Annotated in this window: 16 protein-coding genes; 11 read left to right on the forward strand and 5 right to left on the reverse strand. The window is 71.3% G+C overall.

The window, feature by feature from the left end; genetic code table 11:
* The first annotated feature begins 38 nt into the window (after window positions 1-38).
* The 7 genes from ACPPVX_RS11780 to ACPPVX_RS11810 all read left to right on the forward strand — a co-directional run bounded on the left by ACPPVX_RS11780 (window position 39) and on the right by ACPPVX_RS11810 (window position 8,879).
* Window positions 39-1,280 (forward strand): CaiB/BaiF CoA transferase family protein, encoded by a 1,242-nt coding sequence (locus ACPPVX_RS11780; protein WP_426570748.1) that lies wholly within the window; start codon window positions 39-41, stop codon window positions 1,278-1,280.
* Window positions 1,281-1,408: 128 nt separating this feature from the next.
* Entirely contained in the window at window positions 1,409-2,629 is a 1,221-nt protein-coding gene (locus tag ACPPVX_RS11785) for an acyl-CoA dehydrogenase family protein (RefSeq protein WP_426570749.1), read from the forward strand.
* A gap of 5 nt (window positions 2,630-2,634) precedes the next feature.
* Window positions 2,635-3,801 (forward strand): CaiB/BaiF CoA transferase family protein, encoded by a 1,167-nt coding sequence (locus ACPPVX_RS11790; protein ID WP_426570750.1) that lies wholly within the window; start codon window positions 2,635-2,637, stop codon window positions 3,799-3,801.
* Window positions 3,798-4,319 carry an FAS1-like dehydratase domain-containing protein gene (locus tag ACPPVX_RS11795; protein ID WP_426570751.1) on the forward strand — a complete coding sequence of 174 codons (522 nt, stop codon included), beginning with the start codon at window positions 3,798-3,800 and terminating at the stop codon, window positions 4,317-4,319. The genes ACPPVX_RS11790 and ACPPVX_RS11795 overlap by 4 nt, the downstream gene beginning before the upstream one ends.
* Window positions 4,316-4,798: a hypothetical protein gene (locus ACPPVX_RS11800; protein WP_426570752.1), complete on the forward strand. Its 483-nt coding sequence runs from the start codon at window positions 4,316-4,318 to the stop codon at window positions 4,796-4,798. Before ACPPVX_RS11795 ends, ACPPVX_RS11800 begins: the two co-directional genes overlap by 4 nt.
* Before the next feature lie 62 nt (window positions 4,799-4,860).
* The gene (locus ACPPVX_RS11805) at window positions 4,861-5,994 is read left to right on the forward strand and encodes an acyl-CoA dehydrogenase family protein (protein WP_426570753.1); all 1,134 of its coding nucleotides are present in this window, start codon (window positions 4,861-4,863) and stop codon (window positions 5,992-5,994) included.
* Window positions 5,995-6,110: 116 nt separating this feature from the next.
* On the forward strand, window positions 6,111-8,879 hold the full coding sequence (locus ACPPVX_RS11810; RefSeq protein ID WP_426570754.1) for an ATP-binding protein: 2,769 nt from the start codon (window positions 6,111-6,113) through the stop codon (window positions 8,877-8,879).
* Here ACPPVX_RS11810 and ACPPVX_RS11815 read toward each other — a convergent pair.
* Window positions 8,848-9,066, reverse strand: a complete 219-nt coding sequence (locus ACPPVX_RS11815; RefSeq protein WP_426570755.1) for a hypothetical protein — start codon at window positions 9,064-9,066, stop codon at window positions 8,848-8,850. The genes ACPPVX_RS11810 and ACPPVX_RS11815 overlap by 32 nt on opposite strands.
* 223 nt (window positions 9,067-9,289) lie before the next feature.
* On the opposite strand from ACPPVX_RS11815, the gene gluQRS reads away from it, so the two are divergent.
* Window positions 9,290-10,213 carry a tRNA glutamyl-Q(34) synthetase GluQRS gene (gene gluQRS, locus ACPPVX_RS11820; protein WP_426570756.1) on the forward strand — a complete coding sequence of 308 codons (924 nt, stop codon included), beginning with the start codon at window positions 9,290-9,292 and terminating at the stop codon, window positions 10,211-10,213.
* 26 nt (window positions 10,214-10,239) lie between these two features.
* Window positions 10,240-10,635, forward strand: a complete 396-nt coding sequence (locus tag ACPPVX_RS11825) for a sirohydrochlorin chelatase (protein ID WP_426570757.1) — start codon at window positions 10,240-10,242, stop codon at window positions 10,633-10,635.
* A gap of 41 nt (window positions 10,636-10,676) precedes the next feature.
* Here ACPPVX_RS11825 and ACPPVX_RS11830 read toward each other — a convergent pair whose 3' ends face one another.
* Window positions 10,677-11,027, reverse strand: a complete 351-nt coding sequence (locus tag ACPPVX_RS11830) for a hypothetical protein (protein WP_426570758.1) — start codon at window positions 11,025-11,027, stop codon at window positions 10,677-10,679.
* 114 nt (window positions 11,028-11,141) lie between these two features.
* On the opposite strand from ACPPVX_RS11830, the gene ACPPVX_RS11835 reads away from it, so the two are divergent.
* Window positions 11,142-11,318, forward strand: coding sequence for an antitoxin (locus tag ACPPVX_RS11835; protein ID WP_426570759.1), 177 nt, complete (start codon window positions 11,142-11,144; stop codon window positions 11,316-11,318).
* A gap of 6 nt (window positions 11,319-11,324) precedes the next feature.
* Here the strand turns inward: ACPPVX_RS11835 and ACPPVX_RS11840 are convergent, their stop codons facing one another.
* From ACPPVX_RS11840 to ACPPVX_RS11850, 3 genes are read right to left on the reverse strand one after another with little or no spacing between them, the layout of a single operon-like run.
* Complete coding sequence (locus tag ACPPVX_RS11840; protein WP_426570760.1) at window positions 11,325-12,194, reverse strand: L,D-transpeptidase; 870 nt, start codon at window positions 12,192-12,194, stop codon at window positions 11,325-11,327.
* 60 nt (window positions 12,195-12,254) lie between these two features.
* Entirely contained in the window at window positions 12,255-12,923 is a 669-nt protein-coding gene (locus tag ACPPVX_RS11845) for a potassium channel family protein (RefSeq protein ID WP_426570762.1), read from the reverse strand.
* A complete protein-coding gene (locus ACPPVX_RS11850) occupies window positions 12,923-13,600 on the reverse strand; it encodes a potassium channel family protein (RefSeq protein ID WP_426570763.1) in 678 nt (225 codons plus the stop codon). Before ACPPVX_RS11850 ends, ACPPVX_RS11845 begins: the two co-directional genes overlap by 1 nt.
* Window positions 13,601-13,880: 280 nt before the next feature.
* Between ACPPVX_RS11850 and ACPPVX_RS11855 the strand changes: the two genes are divergently transcribed.
* Complete coding sequence (locus tag ACPPVX_RS11855; RefSeq protein ID WP_426570764.1) at window positions 13,881-15,782, forward strand: APC family permease; 1,902 nt, start codon at window positions 13,881-13,883, stop codon at window positions 15,780-15,782.
* Window positions 15,783-15,788 lie beyond the last annotated feature (6 nt).

Here is a 15,788-nt window from a genome sequence, read left to right on the forward strand (position 1 = left end):
GTCTGACGATCCGTCAGGACAGTGATCGGGAGAGGCACGTGAAGCTCGGAGACATCGGCAACGAACAGGCAGCCGGCTACGGCAAGCCGCTCGAGGGCATCCGGATCCTCGCTGCCGAGCAGATGCAGGCGCTGCCCTACGCCACGCAGCTCCTGGCCCGCCTCGGCGCCGATGTGGTGAAGGTCGAGCACCCCACGATGGGCGACTCCGGCCGCGGTTCCAGCCCGTTCATGCTCGACCCCGACGGTCGCAAGGTCGGGGCCACCTACCTGCGCAACAACTTCAACAAGCGCAGCGTGGGCATCGACCTCAAGGCGCCCGAGGGCAAGGAGCTGTTCCTGGAGCTGGTGCCGCACTTCGATGTGGTGGCCGAGAACTTCAAGGCCGGCACGCTCGAGCGCCTGGGCCTGGGCTACGAGGTCATCGCCGAGCGCCACCCCGGTGCGATCCACGTCTCGCTGTCGGGCTTCGGCAACGACAGCCCCTACCGCGACTGGTCGGCGTACGCGTCGATCGTCGAGGCCATGTCGGGCATCTACGCCTACAAGAACCCCGTCGGCCCGCCCACGACCATCCCGGTCGGGGCCCTGGGCGACATCAGCAGCGCCCTGTTCGCGGTGATCGGGATCATGGCGGCGCTGCGCCACCGAGACCGCACCGGCGAGGGCCAGCACGTCGACATCGCCATGCTCGACGCCATGGTGGCCATGACCGACCTGGTCACCAACCTGTGGTCGCTGGGCGCCCGCCCCGACCCCGACAAGCCCCTCGGGATCATCTGCGAGGGCTTCGCCTGCTCCGACGGCTACGTGGTCAGCCAGATCGTGCGCGAGCACCAGTTCGCCAAGCTGGCCGACCTCATCGGCAAGCCCGAGTGGCACGAGGACCCCCGTTTCGCCGACCGGTACGGCTGGGAGGCGGCGCTCGAGTCCGACATCCGACCGGCGGTCGAGGCCTGGTCGTCGAGCCGGACCCGCGCCGAGGTGGCCGCCGAGCTGAACGCCGCGGGCATCGCGTCCGGGCCCAGCCAGACCGCGCCCGAGGTCATCGCCGATCCGCACGTGGCCCTCCACAACATGCTGGTGGAGATGCCCCGCAGCGACGGCGGCCCCGACCCGGTCCTGGTGCCGGGCAACCCGGTGAAGCTGTCGAAGATGGCCGAGGGCCCCGAGACCCGGGTGCCGTGGCTGGGCGAGCACACCGACGAGGTGCTGGGAGCCGAGCTCGGCCTCGATGCCGACCGGCTCGCGGCGCTCCGCGAGTCCGGCGTCATCGGCTGACCCGGCGAGGGTGGCGGGACCCGGGTCGCTTGTCGCGCACCAGGGGCGACCGTATGATCTCCGGCTGATCTGACGACCCGTCAGATCTTGGGCTTCGGCTCACCCGGATCCGGTCGCCAGGAGCACCCATGGACTTCGAGTTCTCGCCTGAGCAGCAGACGTTCATCGAGCAGGTCGAGGCGTTCCTCGACGCCAACGACGACCCCGACGTCTTCGACGTCACGCGGGAGAACATGGCCCAGATCGTCGACACGCCCAAGCGGCGGGCGTTCATGGCCAAGCTCGGCGAGATGGGCTGGCTGGGGATGACCTGGCCGAAGGAGTACGGCGGCTCCGAGGGCGAGGGCGTCTACGAGTACCTGCTCAACGAGCGCCTCGCCGGCCGCGGCGGCCCGCAGATCGGCAAGGGCGTCGGCATCATCGGCAAGACCCTGATCGCCCACGGCAACGACTTCCTCAAGGCCGAGTTCCTCCCGAAGATCCTCTGCAACGAGGTCGAGTTCGCGGTCGGCTACTCCGAGCCCAACGCCGGCTCCGATGCGGCATCGATGCGCCTCAAGGGCGAGCGCGGCGAGCGCGACGGCAAGACCGGCTGGATCCTCAACGGCCAGAAGACGTGGACCACCTCGGCCCACTTCGCCGAGTGGTACTGGCTGGGCGTGCGCACCGATCCGAACAACAAGCACCGCGGCATCACGCTGATGCTCGTGCCGATCGACCAGCCCGGCATCACCATCACCAAGATCGACACCATGGGCGGCGTCCCGATGGGTGACGAACGCACCAACGAGGTGTTCGTCGACGACGTGTTCGTCCCCGATGAGTACGTGGTGGGCGAGGTCAACTCCGGCTTCCAGTACATCTCCCAAGCCCTCGACCTCGAGCGCTTCACCATGTTCACGTACGCGCCGATCAAGCAGCGGCTCGACGTGCTGGTCGACCACGTGCGCACCGAGACGGTCGACGGCGACCCCCTGAAGGACGACCCGATCACGCGCAAGCGCATCGCCCAGCTGGCCACCGAGGCCGAGGTGGCCCGGGTCATGGGTCTGCGCGTGGTGAGCGAGTCGATGAAGGCCGACGCGACGCCGGGCACGCCCCCGCCCACGGTCGAGTCGTCGCAGTACAAGCTGTTCGCCACCGAGTTCTCCAAGCGCCTGGCCGATGCCTCGATGGACCTCGGCGCCCCGGGCACCCAGCTGCGGGTCAAGACCGCCGAGGCCCCGATGGAGGGTCGAGCCGAGAGCACGTACCGCTACACCGTCATCGACACCATCGGCGGTGGCGCCAGCGAGATCCAGAAGAACGTGATCGCCCGCCGCGGCCTCGGTCTCCCCAAGAACTTCTGACCCCGGTGTCCGGCTCCCCGCTCGACGGCATCACCGTCCTCGACCTCGCCAGCGTCGGCCCCGCCGCGCGCACGTCGCGCTGGCTCGCCGACTTCGGTGCCCGCGTCATCAAGGTGGGCCCGCCGCCCAGCCGGTCGGGCGTGCAGATCGTGCCGCCCTTCTACGCCTACGGCGGCCACCGGGGCATGGAGCGCGTGCTGCTCGACCTCAAGGCTCCCGCCGGCAAGGCCGCGTTCCTCAAGCTGGCCGAGGCCGCCGACGTGGTGATCGAGAGCTTCCGACCAGGCGTGGTCGACCGGCTCGGCATCGGGTACGCCGACGTCTCGGCCCTCAACCCGGGCGTCGTCTACTGCTCCACCACCGGCTACGGGCAGACCGGCCCCAAGAGCCAGTGGGCCGGCCACGACATCAACTACCTGGCCGTCGGCGGCTACCTCGACTGCTCGGGCCGTGGCGCCGACGGCGGGCCGGCCCTACCTGGCGCCACGGTCGCCGACTCGGCGGCCGGCGGCATGCACGCGGTGATGTCGATCCTCGCCGCGATCGTGGGCCGCAGCGCCACCGGCGAGGGCCAGCACCTCGACGTCGCCGTGGCCGACGGCGTCGTCGCCCTCATGTCGCTCTACGTCGACGAGTACCTGGCCACCGGCGCGGTGCCCGGGCCCGGCCACAACATCCTCACCGGCCGGTACGCCTGCTACGAGGTGTACCCGGCCGCCGACGGCGAGTGGCTGGCGGTCGGCGCCATCGAGCCGCACTTCTACGCCAACCTCTGCAAGGCGCTGGGCTGCGACCAGTGGCTGGCCCACCAGCTCGACGACGCGGTGCAGGACGACATCCGCGCCAGCTTCCGCGAGGCGTTCGCCACCAAGGACCGCGACGAGTGGGTCGACCTGCTCGGCCCGGCCAACACGTGCGTGTCGGCCGTGGCCACCGTCCCCGACCTCGTCGAGGACGAGCACTTCCGCGACCGCGACGTGATCGTCACCGCCCACCGCCCCGACGCCGACGCCTTCGAGCAGGTGGGCTTCGTGCTCGCCGGGCAGGCCAAGGACCAGGCCGCGCCCATCGTGCGCGACGCCACCGTCACCGACACCGACGCCATCCTGGCCGAGGCGGGCTACACGCCCGATGCCATCGCCGGCCTCCGCGCCGAAGGAGCCGTCGCATGAGCGATGCCACCGACCTGCCCCCCGAGGTGACCTCGGTGCTGGGGCAGTACCAGTACGAGACGCCTGGCGAGTTCCCGGTGGAGCAGGGCTACATCGCCACCAGCTGCTCCTCGGTCGAGAACGGCAACCCGCTGTTCTGGGACCCCGAGGTGGCCGCTGAGCTCACCGACGGCCCCATCGCGCCGCCCACCATGATCTCGGTGTGGTTCCGTCCTCACCACTGGGCGCCCGGCCGCACCGAGGAGGCGCTGCCGCTGCAGGTCCACTTCGACATGAAGGCGCTGTTCGACCTGCCCGAGGCCGTGATGACCGACAACACGATCGTCTTCCACGACCCGGTCCGCCCCGGCGACGTCCTCAAGACCCGCCAGGTGCTCCAGTCGGTCAGCGGTCCCAAGACCACCAAGCTCGGCACCGGCCGGTTCTGGGTCATCGACGTCGAGTACCTCAACCAGCGCGACGAGCTGGTGGGCGTCGAGACCTACACCGGCTTCGGCTACCGGAGGGGTGAGGCATGAGCACCACCACGAACCTCCTGCTCGCCGACGTGGCGGCGGGCGACGCGCTGCCCGAGCTGCCCTACGACGTCACCGCCACCACCATCGTGCTCGGCGCCCTGGCGGCTCGGGACTGGCGCCCGATGCACCACGACTACGACTTCGCCGTCAACCGCAACGGCACCCAGGACATCTTCATGAACACGCCGAACCAGGCCGCCTGGTTCGAGCGCTACGTCACCGACTGGACCGGTCCGAAGGGCCGCCTCGGCCGGATGAAGTTCCGCATGAAGGGCTCGGTCTACCCCGGCGACCGCATGGTGTTCAGCGCCACCGTCGAGGACGTGAGCACCGACGCCGCCGGCTGCGGCTGGGCGTCGCTGCTCGTCACGCTCGCCGTCGACGGCGAGACCAAGACCGACTGCTCGGTGCGCGTGGCCCTGCCCACCACCGCCGACGACAACCCCTGGACCCGCCGCGGCGAGCAGTGGCTCCCGTGACGCCCACCCGCCTGCCCGACCTGCCGCCCGAACCTGCGCCCGAACCGAACGAGGACTGACCCATGGACCTGGATTTCTCCGAAGAACAAGAGATGCTCCGCGAGATGGTGCGCGGCGTGTGCAGCACCTCGGCCTCGCTCGAGTCCGTGCGCGCCCTCGAAGACGACCCCACCGGGTTCTCGCCCGAGTTCTGGGCGCAGCTCGCCGAGCTCGACCTCACCGGGCTGATGATCCCCGAGGAGTACGGCGGCTCGGGCATGACGGCCCTCGAAGGCGCCGTGGTCTACGAGGAGTTCGGCCGGGCCCTCGCCCCGTCGCCCCACTTCGTCAGCGCCGTGCTGAGCGCCGGGCTGATCCTCCGCTCGGGCTCCGACGCCCAGAAGCAGGAGTGGCTCCCGCAGATCGCCAAGGGCGACGCCATCTTCACGACGGCGTGGCTCGAGCCCAAGGGCGGCTTCGGCCCCAAGGGCGTCCGCGCCCAGGCCACCGCCGACGGCGACGGCTGGGTGCTCACCGGCACCAAGTGGCACGTCCCGTTCGCCGCCGCGGCTTCCAAGCTCGTGGTGCTGGCCCGCACCGGTGAGGGCATCGCCGACGTCGACCTGTTCGTGGTCGACCCCGCCGCCGGCGGCGTGGAGCTCACCCAGATGTTCTCGATCGCCTCGGACTGCCAGTACCAGCTCCAGCTCGACAGCGTGGCCGTCACCGCCGCCGACCGCATCGGTGCCGCCGGCACCGGCTGGGCCACCTGGGACGCCGTCCTCACCGAGGGCCTGGTGTTCCTGGCCGCCCAGGCCATCGGCGGCGCCGCCTACGCCCTGGAGATCACGGTCCAGTACGCCAAGGACCGCGAGCAGTTCGACAAGCCGCTGGGCGCCTTCCAGGCCATCTCCCACTACCTGGCCGACGCGGCCACCGCCGTCAACGGCGGCCGCATCCTGGCCTACGAGGCCGCGTGGGCCATCTCCGATGGCCGGTCGGTCGACTCGCTGGCCCCGATGGCCAAGTTGTTCGCCTGCCAGACCTACCGCAACACCACGGCCATGGGCGAGCAGGTGTTCGGTGGCGTCGGGTTCACCCTCGAGTACGACATCCAGCTCTACTTCCGCCGCGCCAAGGCCCTCCAGATCTCCTGGCTCGACGACAACGCCCTCAGCGAGCGCGTCGCCGTCCAGGTCCTCGACCAGCCCGCCTGACCCCACCCCCTCCGGGTCACGGGCGGTTGCCCAGCAACCACCGGTGACCCGAGGTTCGTGATGGGGCGAACGGCGGCTCCGGTGGTTCACGCCGCTGAGCAGGCCAGAATGGCGCCGTGGAGCAGATCTCCGGGCGTGAGCACGAGGTCCTGGAGCTCGTCGGGGCCCACCTGACCAACGCGCAGATCGCGGCGCGCCTGTTCATCTCCGTGCGCACCGTCGAGAGCCACGTGTCGTCGCTGCTGCGCAAGCTCGGCGCTGCTGATCGCCAGGCGCTGGCCGCGCTGGCGACCGGGTCCGGGAACGGATCCAACGGTGCGACCACCGGCCTCCTGCGGGCGCCGAAGCCGTTCACCAGCTTCGTCGGCCGCCAGCCCGACATCGACGAGATCAGCGCGGCGATGGCGGTGGCGCGGTTGGTGACCCTGACCGGCCCGGGCGGCATCGGCAAGACCCGCCTCGCCCTGGAGGTGGGCGCGCGCCAGGCCCGGTCCGACGCGTGGTTCATCGACCTGGTGCCGGCCTCGCCGGGCCGGGTCACCGCGACGGTCGCGGCGGCCGTCGGGGTGAGCGACCAGCAGGACCGGTCGCTCGTCGACGCCGTGTGCGACGAGCTGGCCACCAGCACCGGGCTCGTGCTGCTCGACAACGCCGAGCACGTGCTCGACGACACCGCGGCGATCGTCGACCGCCTCCTCAAGACCTCGCCCGAGCTCTCGGTGCTGGTCACCAGCCGGGAGTCGCTTGGGGTCATGGGCGAGCGGGTCGTGCCGATCCGGCCGCTGAGCCTCGACGGGCCCGACCCCTCCGCGCTGCAGCTGTTCCGCGAGCGGGCCGCAGCCGCGGGCACCCAGCTCACCGACGGCGACGACCCGCTCGTCATCGCCATCTGCACGCGCCTCGAAGGGATCCCGCTGGCCATCGAGCTCGCCGCGGCGCGCGGCGCCAGCCTCGGCGTCGAGGGGGTCGCCGCCGCGCTCGACGACCGGCTCCGCTTGTTGGTGGGGGCGCGGGGCGCCGACGCCCGGCACCGGTCGCTGCGCGACGTCCTCGACTGGAGCCACGGGCTGCTCGAGGACGATGAGCGAGCCGTGCTGCGGCGGGTCTCGCTGTTCCACGGCGAGTTCCTGGCCTCCGAGGCCGGCGCCGTGGCCGGCCACGGCCTCCGGCCCGGTGAGGTGCCCGACTGCCTCGGCCGGCTTGCGGCCAAGAGCCTGGTGGCGAGCCGGCCCGAAGGCGGTGCGCTGCGCTACCGGCTGCTCGACACGGTCCGCGCCTACGCCTACGAGCAGCTGGAGGCGAGCGGTGAGCTCGACGACACCGCCGACCGGCACTTCGTCTGGTGCTCGGAGGTGGCGCCGCCGTACGCGGAGGAGATCGAGCGGACCGGGGCGTTCCCCGCCGAGGTGGACCGGATCGTCGACGACCTGCGCGCGGGGCTCGATCGGGGCGTGGCCCATGGGGACCGCGAGCTGGCGTGGCGCCTGGCGCGAGCGATGGGCCGCCTGTACTACGGCCACCTCTTCTTCGTGGAGGCCCGTCAGCTCTTCGAGCAGGCCGCCGACCTGGCCCCCGATCCCGTCGAAGCGTCGCTCGACCTGATCGACGCCGCCTACAGCGCGTTCGTGCTCCTGCTGGGCGACCTGGGGTTCGGGCTGTTCCGCGCCGCGGCGGACCGGGCGCTCGAGGGCGGGCGCCCTGACCTGGCGGCCGGGGCGCTGGCGCTGGCGGCGGAGCGGGCCCGGCGGTTCCCCGCCGAGTTCCGCAACGTGCCGTCGAACGAGGACCTGGCGGCGCTGCTCGCCCAGGCGCACGAGCTCAGCGCCGATCCCGACCCGCTCCTGCGGGCGCGGCTGGCGATCGCCGATGCCTGGGCGAGCACGGAGTCGATGACGGTCACCCTCCGCGAGCCCTCGTACGAAGCCCTTCGCCTCGCCCACGCCTCCGGGGACCCTCGCCTGGAGTCGAGCGCGCTCGATGCGGTCGCCGCTGCGCTCAGCGACGAGGGCGACTGGCAGGAGTCGACCGATGTGAGCGTCGCTCGCCTGGACCTCCTGGCGCGGCTGTCGCCGGTGGTGATGAGCGACGGGACCGAGCAGCTCGACATCATGCACATGGCCAGCGACGCCCTGCTGGCGGTCGGCGAGCTGCCTCGGGCGCTCGATGTCGTCCAGTCGTCGTTCGGCCATCCCCTGGCGGCGGTGGTGACCCACGTGATGACGCGCGAGCACGTGGTCGCCCTGGCCCTCACCGGTCGCTTCGGCGAGGCCGTCGCGCAGGCCGAGGTCATGCGGGCGGGCTGGGAGCGCGTGGGCCGGCCCGCGGCAGGCTGGATGGCCCCGGCGGCCAACCTGGCCTCGATGGTGCACGGCCTGCGCGGCGATGCTGATCGAGCACGCGAGTGGGCCGACATCGGCGACCGGGTCTGCGTCCGGCCGAAGGCCCCCACGCGCTCGGTCGCCCTGGTGCGGGTCGCCCTGCACGAGGGCCGGCTCGATGACGCCCTGGCCGAGCTCGCCCGCCACGCGGACCAGCTCGATCCTTCGACGGTCGAGGTCCCGTCGTCCTTGGCGTGTGCCGACTACGAGGCGTACCTGTGGCCGCTGGCGGCCGAGGTGTGGGCGGCGGACCGGGCGGCCGATGCTCCTGCCCGTCTCGAGCAGGTGCGCCAGGTGATGCAGGCGCACCACTGGGGGGTCCCGTGCCTGCTCCGGGCGGAGTGGCGCCTCACCGGCGATCCCGTCGTGCTGGCCCGGGCGGCCGAGGGGTTCGACGCCATCGATGCCCGCTTCGAGGCGGCGGCCACGCGGGCCCTGCTCGAAGGACCGGAGGGCGACGCTGGCCGAGCGATCCTCACCGAGCTGGGGTGTGCCCCACCGAGGTGATGCCGGCGGCTGCTGCCGGGCGGTCGGTGGCCCGACCCATGCGGTGGAGGAGGGCGGCGACGCCGACCCGGTTGGCCTCCTTGGCGCCCTCGTGCGTGCGCAGGCGCCGGGGCGCCACGCTCGACTCGAGCTCCCGGTCCCGGTTGCGGACCTGGTAGCTGGCGACCTGGGTGCTGGTGAACATCATGGCGGACCTCGATCCGGTTGAGCGATGGGTCAACCATCCGCCCGACCACCACGGAGCGGCATCCGTGCTGACCACGGATCGCACCACGGAACGACCCAGCGGCCCTGGTCAGCGAACTACCAGTACCTGCCGCCGAGCGGTCTGGGGTCTGCGATCGGGTCAGGGGTGGTTGGCCACCAACCAGCAGTGACCCGATGGGCTGTGGGTCGGGCAGGCTGGGGCGATGGCCACCGGTCGATTCGCTCCGAGCCCGACCGGGGACCTGCACCTCGGGAACCTGCGCACCGCGCTGGTGGCGTGGCTGGCGGCCCGGTCAGCAGGCAGCGCGTTCGTGGTGCGGATGGAGGACCTCGACCAGGTCCAGGCGAGCACCGACCACGAGCGGTCGCAGCTCGCCGACCTGGCCGCGCTCGGCCTCGACTGGGACGGCCACGTGGTCCGCCAGAGCGAGCGGTTCGACCGGTACGAGGCCGCCATCGCCCGGCTCACCACGGCGGGGCTCACCTACCCGTGCTCGTGCACCCGCCGGGAGATCCGCGAGGCGGCCTCGGCTCCCCACGGCGACCCGGTGCCCGATGGCGCGTACCCGGGCACGTGCCGAGACCTGACCGCGGCCGAGCGGACCGAGCAGCTGGCATCGGGTCGTCCGCTGGCGCTGCGGCTCCGAGGCCCGGGCACTGAGCGGACCATCGACGACGATGTCCTCGGCCCGGTCACGGCGCTCGTGGACGACGTGGTCCTCCGCCGCAACGACGGGGTGCCGGCCTACAACCTGGCCGTGGTGGTCGACGACGCCGCACAGGCGATCGACCAGGTGGTGCGGGCCGACGACCTGGCCAGCTCGGCCCCGCGCCAGCGCCACCTGGCCGAGCTGCTGGACCTCCCTCCGGTCCGGTACGCCCACGTCCCCCTGGTGCTCGGCCCGACGGGCGATCGCCTCGCCAAGCGCGACGGTGCCGTCACCCTGGCAGACCAGTTGACGACCGGGCGCACAGCCGCCGACGTGTGCGGTCTGCTGGCGTGCTCGCTCGGCCTGGTCGCCGCGCCCGCCCCGGTTGCGCCCGCCGACCTGGTCGACGGCTTCGACCTGGCCGCGCTGCCCCGAGCGCCGTGGACGCTCGCCCTGGAGGATCTGGCCCCGGCTTGAGACCCGCTGCCGGTACGGTCAGGCGGGTGAGCGAGACCCACCTGCCCGGCGAGACCGCCATCGTCTTGATCGCGCACGGCAGCCGGGCGGTCGCCGCCAACCAGGCGCACCGGAAGATGGCCGTCGACCTCGAAGCGATGCTCGGCATGCCGGTGTGGGCGGCGTTCCTGGAGCTGGCCGACCCGCTGATCCCGTCGGCCATCCACCAGGCCACCGCCGCCGGAGCCACCAAGGTCCTGGTGCTGCCGTACTTCCTCTACCCCGGTCGCCACCTCGTGCTCGACATCCCCGAGCTGGTGGCCACCACCGCGGCCATGCACCCCGACGTCGACATCGTCACCATGGAGGGCTTCGGCGAGGACCCCGCGGTGCTCGGCGTGCTCGTCGCCCAGGTCCGGCGCGCCGCGGCCCGCAGCAGCTAGCTCGACCGGGGGAGCGCGGGGCGCGCGACGCCGGAGGGCGGCTACTCGACGATGGTGTAGGCCGGGTTCAGCACCACGAGACGGCCCCGCTCGGTGCGGCCCACGCCCTCGATGAGGATGCGGCGGCCGCAGTCGACCCCGCCGAGGCGCTTGCGCCCGGTGAACACGGCGACCGCTCGGCCGCTGCCGTCGCTGAGCGTGACCTCGAGCGACGCGGACCCGGCGCGCGGGACCACCTGGAGGCCCTGGACCTCGCCGGCGAGCAGCACCTGCTCGCGGGTGGGGGCGCCGGCGATGGGTTGGATGCCCAGGTCTGCGAGGCGCCCCTGGAGCCGCTCCCCCTCGATGTCGTCGAGGCTCTTGGTCAGCTTCTCTCGCAGGTTCTTGAGCACGGCGCCAACTGTCCCACGGTCGGGTGGTCCGTGGCAATGGGTGACAGGGGCCGGACGCAGCCCTACCGTGCGGGGGCCACCCCAAGACGTCCGACGAACGCACAGGAGCGACCGATGGGATTCATGGACAAGATCAAGGGTGCCCTCTCCGGCAAGAGCGACCAGGCGGCCAAGGCCATCGACAAGGGGGCCGACGTGGTCGACGACAAGACCGGCAACAAGTACTCCAGCCAGATCGACACCGCGGCCGAGAAGGCCAAGGACGTGGTCGACAAGCTCGACGACAAGTAGCCCGCGTCAGTTCACGATGACGACGGGGGTGCCCTGGCGCGCCAGCGGCACCAGGGCCGAGATGTCGTCGTTCGACATGCGCACGCAGCCGTGGCTGGCGGGGGTGCCGATGAGCTCGGGCCGGTTGGTGCCGTGGATGGCGATCTGGCCGTTGCCCCCGCCGAAGCTGTCGTAGACGTTCGAGAAGCCGGTGACGCTGATCTGGAAGAGCCCGTAGGGCCCGTTCGGGTTGGACGGGCGGGTGATGATGTCGGTGTAGAAGGCGCCGGTGGGGGTGGGCGACGAGGACTTCCCCGGTGCCACCGAGGCCGTGAAGATCGGGAAGTCGCCGTGGAACACGGTGAGCCGCTTCGCGCCCAGCTCGATCAGGATGTGGTTCGGGACGGTGCGCAGCGCCACGTCGGAGCTGCGCACCCACGCGGTGGCGCCGTTGGGCCGGGTGTTGAGCTGCACCTGCAGCCACCCCGGCACCTGCTGGCGCACGAGCAGCACCAGGCGGTGGCCCTCGACGGTGGGGTTGGGGAGCGTCCGGCCGGTGGGGACGGGCTTGTCGGGCGCTTCGAAGATGGGGACCTGGGCGCTGACCGCGTCGGCCACGGTGAACTCGGTGGGCCACGGCGGCCCGATCGGTCCCGAGACGCCGATGCCGGTGGCCGGATCGAGGTTGGGCACTGCGGTGGTCGAGGTGGTGGTGGTGGGCCACGCCCCGCGCACGGCGGCAGCTCCGGGAGCGGGCACCGACAACCGCGCCGTCACCTGCTCGCTGGGCTGATCGTTCGACGAGCGCCACGCGATGGTCGCGCCGGCCGCCACCAGCACCACGAGCGCGACGGCACCTGCGAGCAGACGGCGCGAGCGTGGGGATCGGGACGCCATCGCGCTCACGGTACCGACCGGGGTGGTGGCCGAGGCAGGCGGGCGAGCGCCTGCCGGTGATCAGCCGAGGAGGGTCCGGACGACGTCGTCTTCGGCATCGGGCGTGGTGAGCACCAGCACCTCGTCGCCGCCCCGGAGGACGGTGTCGCCGCGGGGGACGATGACGTGGTCGTCGCGGATGATGGCCACGACGGTGGAGTCCCGGGGCAGGCCCATCTCGGCGAGGTCCTTGCCGTTGGCCGGCGAGTCGGGGGCGAGGGTGGCCTCGGACAGGCGGGCGCGGCCGCCCTCGAACGAGAGCAGGCGCACGAGGCTGCCCACGGACACGGCTTCCTCGACGAGCGCGGTGAGCAGGTGGGGCGTGGAGACGGAGACGTCGACGCCCCACATCTCGTTGAACATCCACTCGTTCTTGGGGTTGTTCACGCGGGCCACGACGCGCGGCACGGCGAACTCCTGCTTGGCCAGGAGAGAGATGACCAGGTTGTCCTCGTCGTCGCCGGTCACCGCGGCCACCACGTCGGCCTTGTCGACGCCGGCGCGGGCGAACTCGGTGACCTCGCAGCCGTCGGCGGCGATCCACTCGACGCCGGCGGGCTCGCCCTGGGCGCGGGCCTCGGCGACGCGGTCGGCGTCGACCTCGACGATGACCACTTCGTGGCCGGCCTTGGCGAGGTCTTCGGCGATGAACGTTCCGACGTTGCCGCCGCCTGCGATCACGACGCGCATCAGTGCGAACCTCCCGTGGGTGCACCCTGCAGGTGCTGGTCGAAGAACTCGATGGAGCTGCCGTCGATGCTGACGTGGATGATGTCGCCCTCCTGGAGCACGGTGTCGGGGCTGGCGACGGTGCCCTCGCCGAGGCGGGTGAGCACCGCGACGCGGGCGAGGCCGGCGAGGTCGAGGTCGGTGATCTTCTTGCCGGCCCACTTGGCGGGCACCGGCCGCTCGATGAGGCAGACCTTGGCGCTGGAGTCGATCCACTCGGAGGTGGGGCGCTCGGGGAGGATGCGCTGGAGGACCCGCTCGGTGGCCCACTCCACGGTGGCGATGGTGGGCACGCCGAGGCGCTCGTAGATCTTGGCTCGGCGAGGGTCGTAGATGCGGGCGACCACGTTGGCGACGCCGAACGTCTCCCGGGCCACCCGGGCCACGAGGATGTTGGAGTTGTCGCCGTTGGTCACGGCGGCCAGCGCGCTGGCCTCTTCGATGCCTGCCGCCTTGAGGCGGTCGCGGTCGAAGCCGACGCCGAGCACGGTCTTGCCGGCGAACCCCTCGGGAAGGCGCTCGAAGGCCTTCGAGCGGCGGTCGACGACCGCCACGGTGTGACCGCTCTCCTCAAGGGTCCGCGCCAGGCCGGAACCGACCCGCCCACAACCCACTACGACGACGTGCACTGCGTTCACCTCACCTCAGATGCCCGGGAGGGCACGGCGGGTGAGCCTAAACCCGTGGCGCGAGGCGCCGCATCCTGTCAGGTACCTGTCAGGATCGTTCTGCTGCCTCGATCGACGGGTGGGAGCCCGTGCCGAGGGCAGCGGCCGTCGGACTGTTTCCGGCTGCGCCGGGGACCGTACGATCTGCCGGTGCCTCGCCCACGTCCATCGGTGGGCCCAGGCACGCCGGTCATCGTGGAGCGGCAATGATCTCGTTCTGGCCCTCGGCCCGACTCCTGAAAGCGAAGCGATGACGTCTCCGTTCAAGCGCCTGTTGGTGGGCAAGCCCCTCGCAAGCAGCGAGGAGCAGCACCAGCGGCTCGGCAAGCCGACGGCGCTGGCTGTCTTCGCATCCGACGCCATCTCGTCGACTGCGTACGCCACCGAGGAGATCCTCCTCGTCTTGATGACCGCCGCGGTCTACCCGCTGGCGTACAACTACCTGATCCCCATCGCCATCGCGGCGTGCATCCTGCTGGCGATCGTGGGCATCAGCTACACGCAGACCATCCACGCCTACCCCGACGGTGGCGGCGCCTACGTGGTGAGCCGCGAGAACATCAGCTCCACGGCGGCCCTGGTGGCGGGTGCCTCGCTGCTCGTCGACTACACGCTCACCGTGGCGGTGTCGATCTCCTCGGGCGTGCTGGCCATCGGCTCGGCGTTCCACTTCAACGACAACGCCCCGCTGCGCATCGGCCTGGCCCTGTTCTTCCTCGCCATCATGACCCTCGGCAACCTGCGCGGTCTCAAGGAGTCCGGCAAGGTCTTCGCCGTGCCCACGTACTTCTACGTGATGATGCTGGCGATCTTCCTGGGGGTCGGCTTCTACAAGCTGCTCACCGGCGACCTCGGCACCATCAGCAACCCCGAGGTGATCCGCGAGTTCGCCGACAAGCACAAGCTGGCCCAGTCGGTCGGGCTGTTCGTCGTGCTCCGAGCGTTCAGCTCCGGCGCCGTCGTGCTCTCGGGCGTCGAGGCCATCTCCAACGGCGTGCCCGCCTTCGAGAAGCCCGAGTCCCGCAACGCATCGCAGACCCTGGCGATGATGGCGGCGATCCTGGGCACGAGCTTCCTCGGCATCTCGATCCTGGCCCACAAGATGCGCCCGGTGGTCGACGAGGGCGGCCAGACCGTCCTGGCCCAGATGGCGCAGGTCATCTTCGGCGGCACCAACGTCTTCTTCTACGCCCTGCAGTTCGGCACCTTCGCCATCTTGATCCTGGCGGCCAACACCGCCTTCGCCGACTTCCCGAGGCTCAGCTCGATCATCGCCCGAGACGGCTACCTGCCGAGGCAGCTCGGCAACCGGGGCGATCGGTTGGTCTTCTCGAACGGCGTCCTCGCCCTGTCCGGCGTGGCCGGCGTGCTGATCGTCATCTTCCGCGCCGAGGTCAGCGCCCTCATCCCGCTGTACGCAGTGGGCGTGTTCACCGGCTTCTCGCTCAGCCAGTTCGGCATGGTCAAGCACCACCTCAAGCTGCGTGAGGAGCACTGGCAGCGCAGCCTGGTGATCAACAGCGTGGGCTGCGTCGCCACCACGATCGTGCTGATCGTGGTCGTCACCTCCAAGTTCCTGATCGGCGCCTGGATCCCGGTCGTGCTGATCCCGCTGATCGTGATGGTGTTCCGCCGGATCCACCGCCACTACGTCCGGATCGACTCCCGCATGGCCGCTGCTCCCGGCGAGAAGGTGCGTCGCCGCACCAACACCGTGGTGGTGCTGGTGGGCAAGGTCACCAAGGGCTCCCTCACCGCCATCGCCTACGCCCGGTCGCTCAACCCGGACCGGCTGGTGGCGGTCACGGTGGTGTCCAGCCCCGAGGAGCAGGAGCACATCACCCAGCAGTGGGAGGACCACCAGATCCCGGTGGAGCTCCGGGCCCTGTACTCGCCGTACCGCGAGCTGTCCCGCCCGATCGTCAGCTACATCGACGAGCTCGACGCCGCCAACACCGACGACTTCATCACGGTCGTGGTGCCCGAGTTCGCGCTCGAGCACTGGTGGCAGCAGCTGCTCCACAACCAGAGCGCGCTGGTGCTGCGCACCCGGTTGCGCAGCCGCCCCAACACCGTGGTCACCTCGGTGCCGTTCCACGTCGACGCCAGCGCCGACGCCCCGGAGCAGCCCGTCGACACGCCGGCGGGTTGAGGCGAA

The organism is Aquihabitans sp. McL0605 (genome assembly GCF_049993875.1).
Classification (GTDB): Bacteria; Actinomycetota; Acidimicrobiia; order Acidimicrobiales; family Iamiaceae; genus Aquihabitans.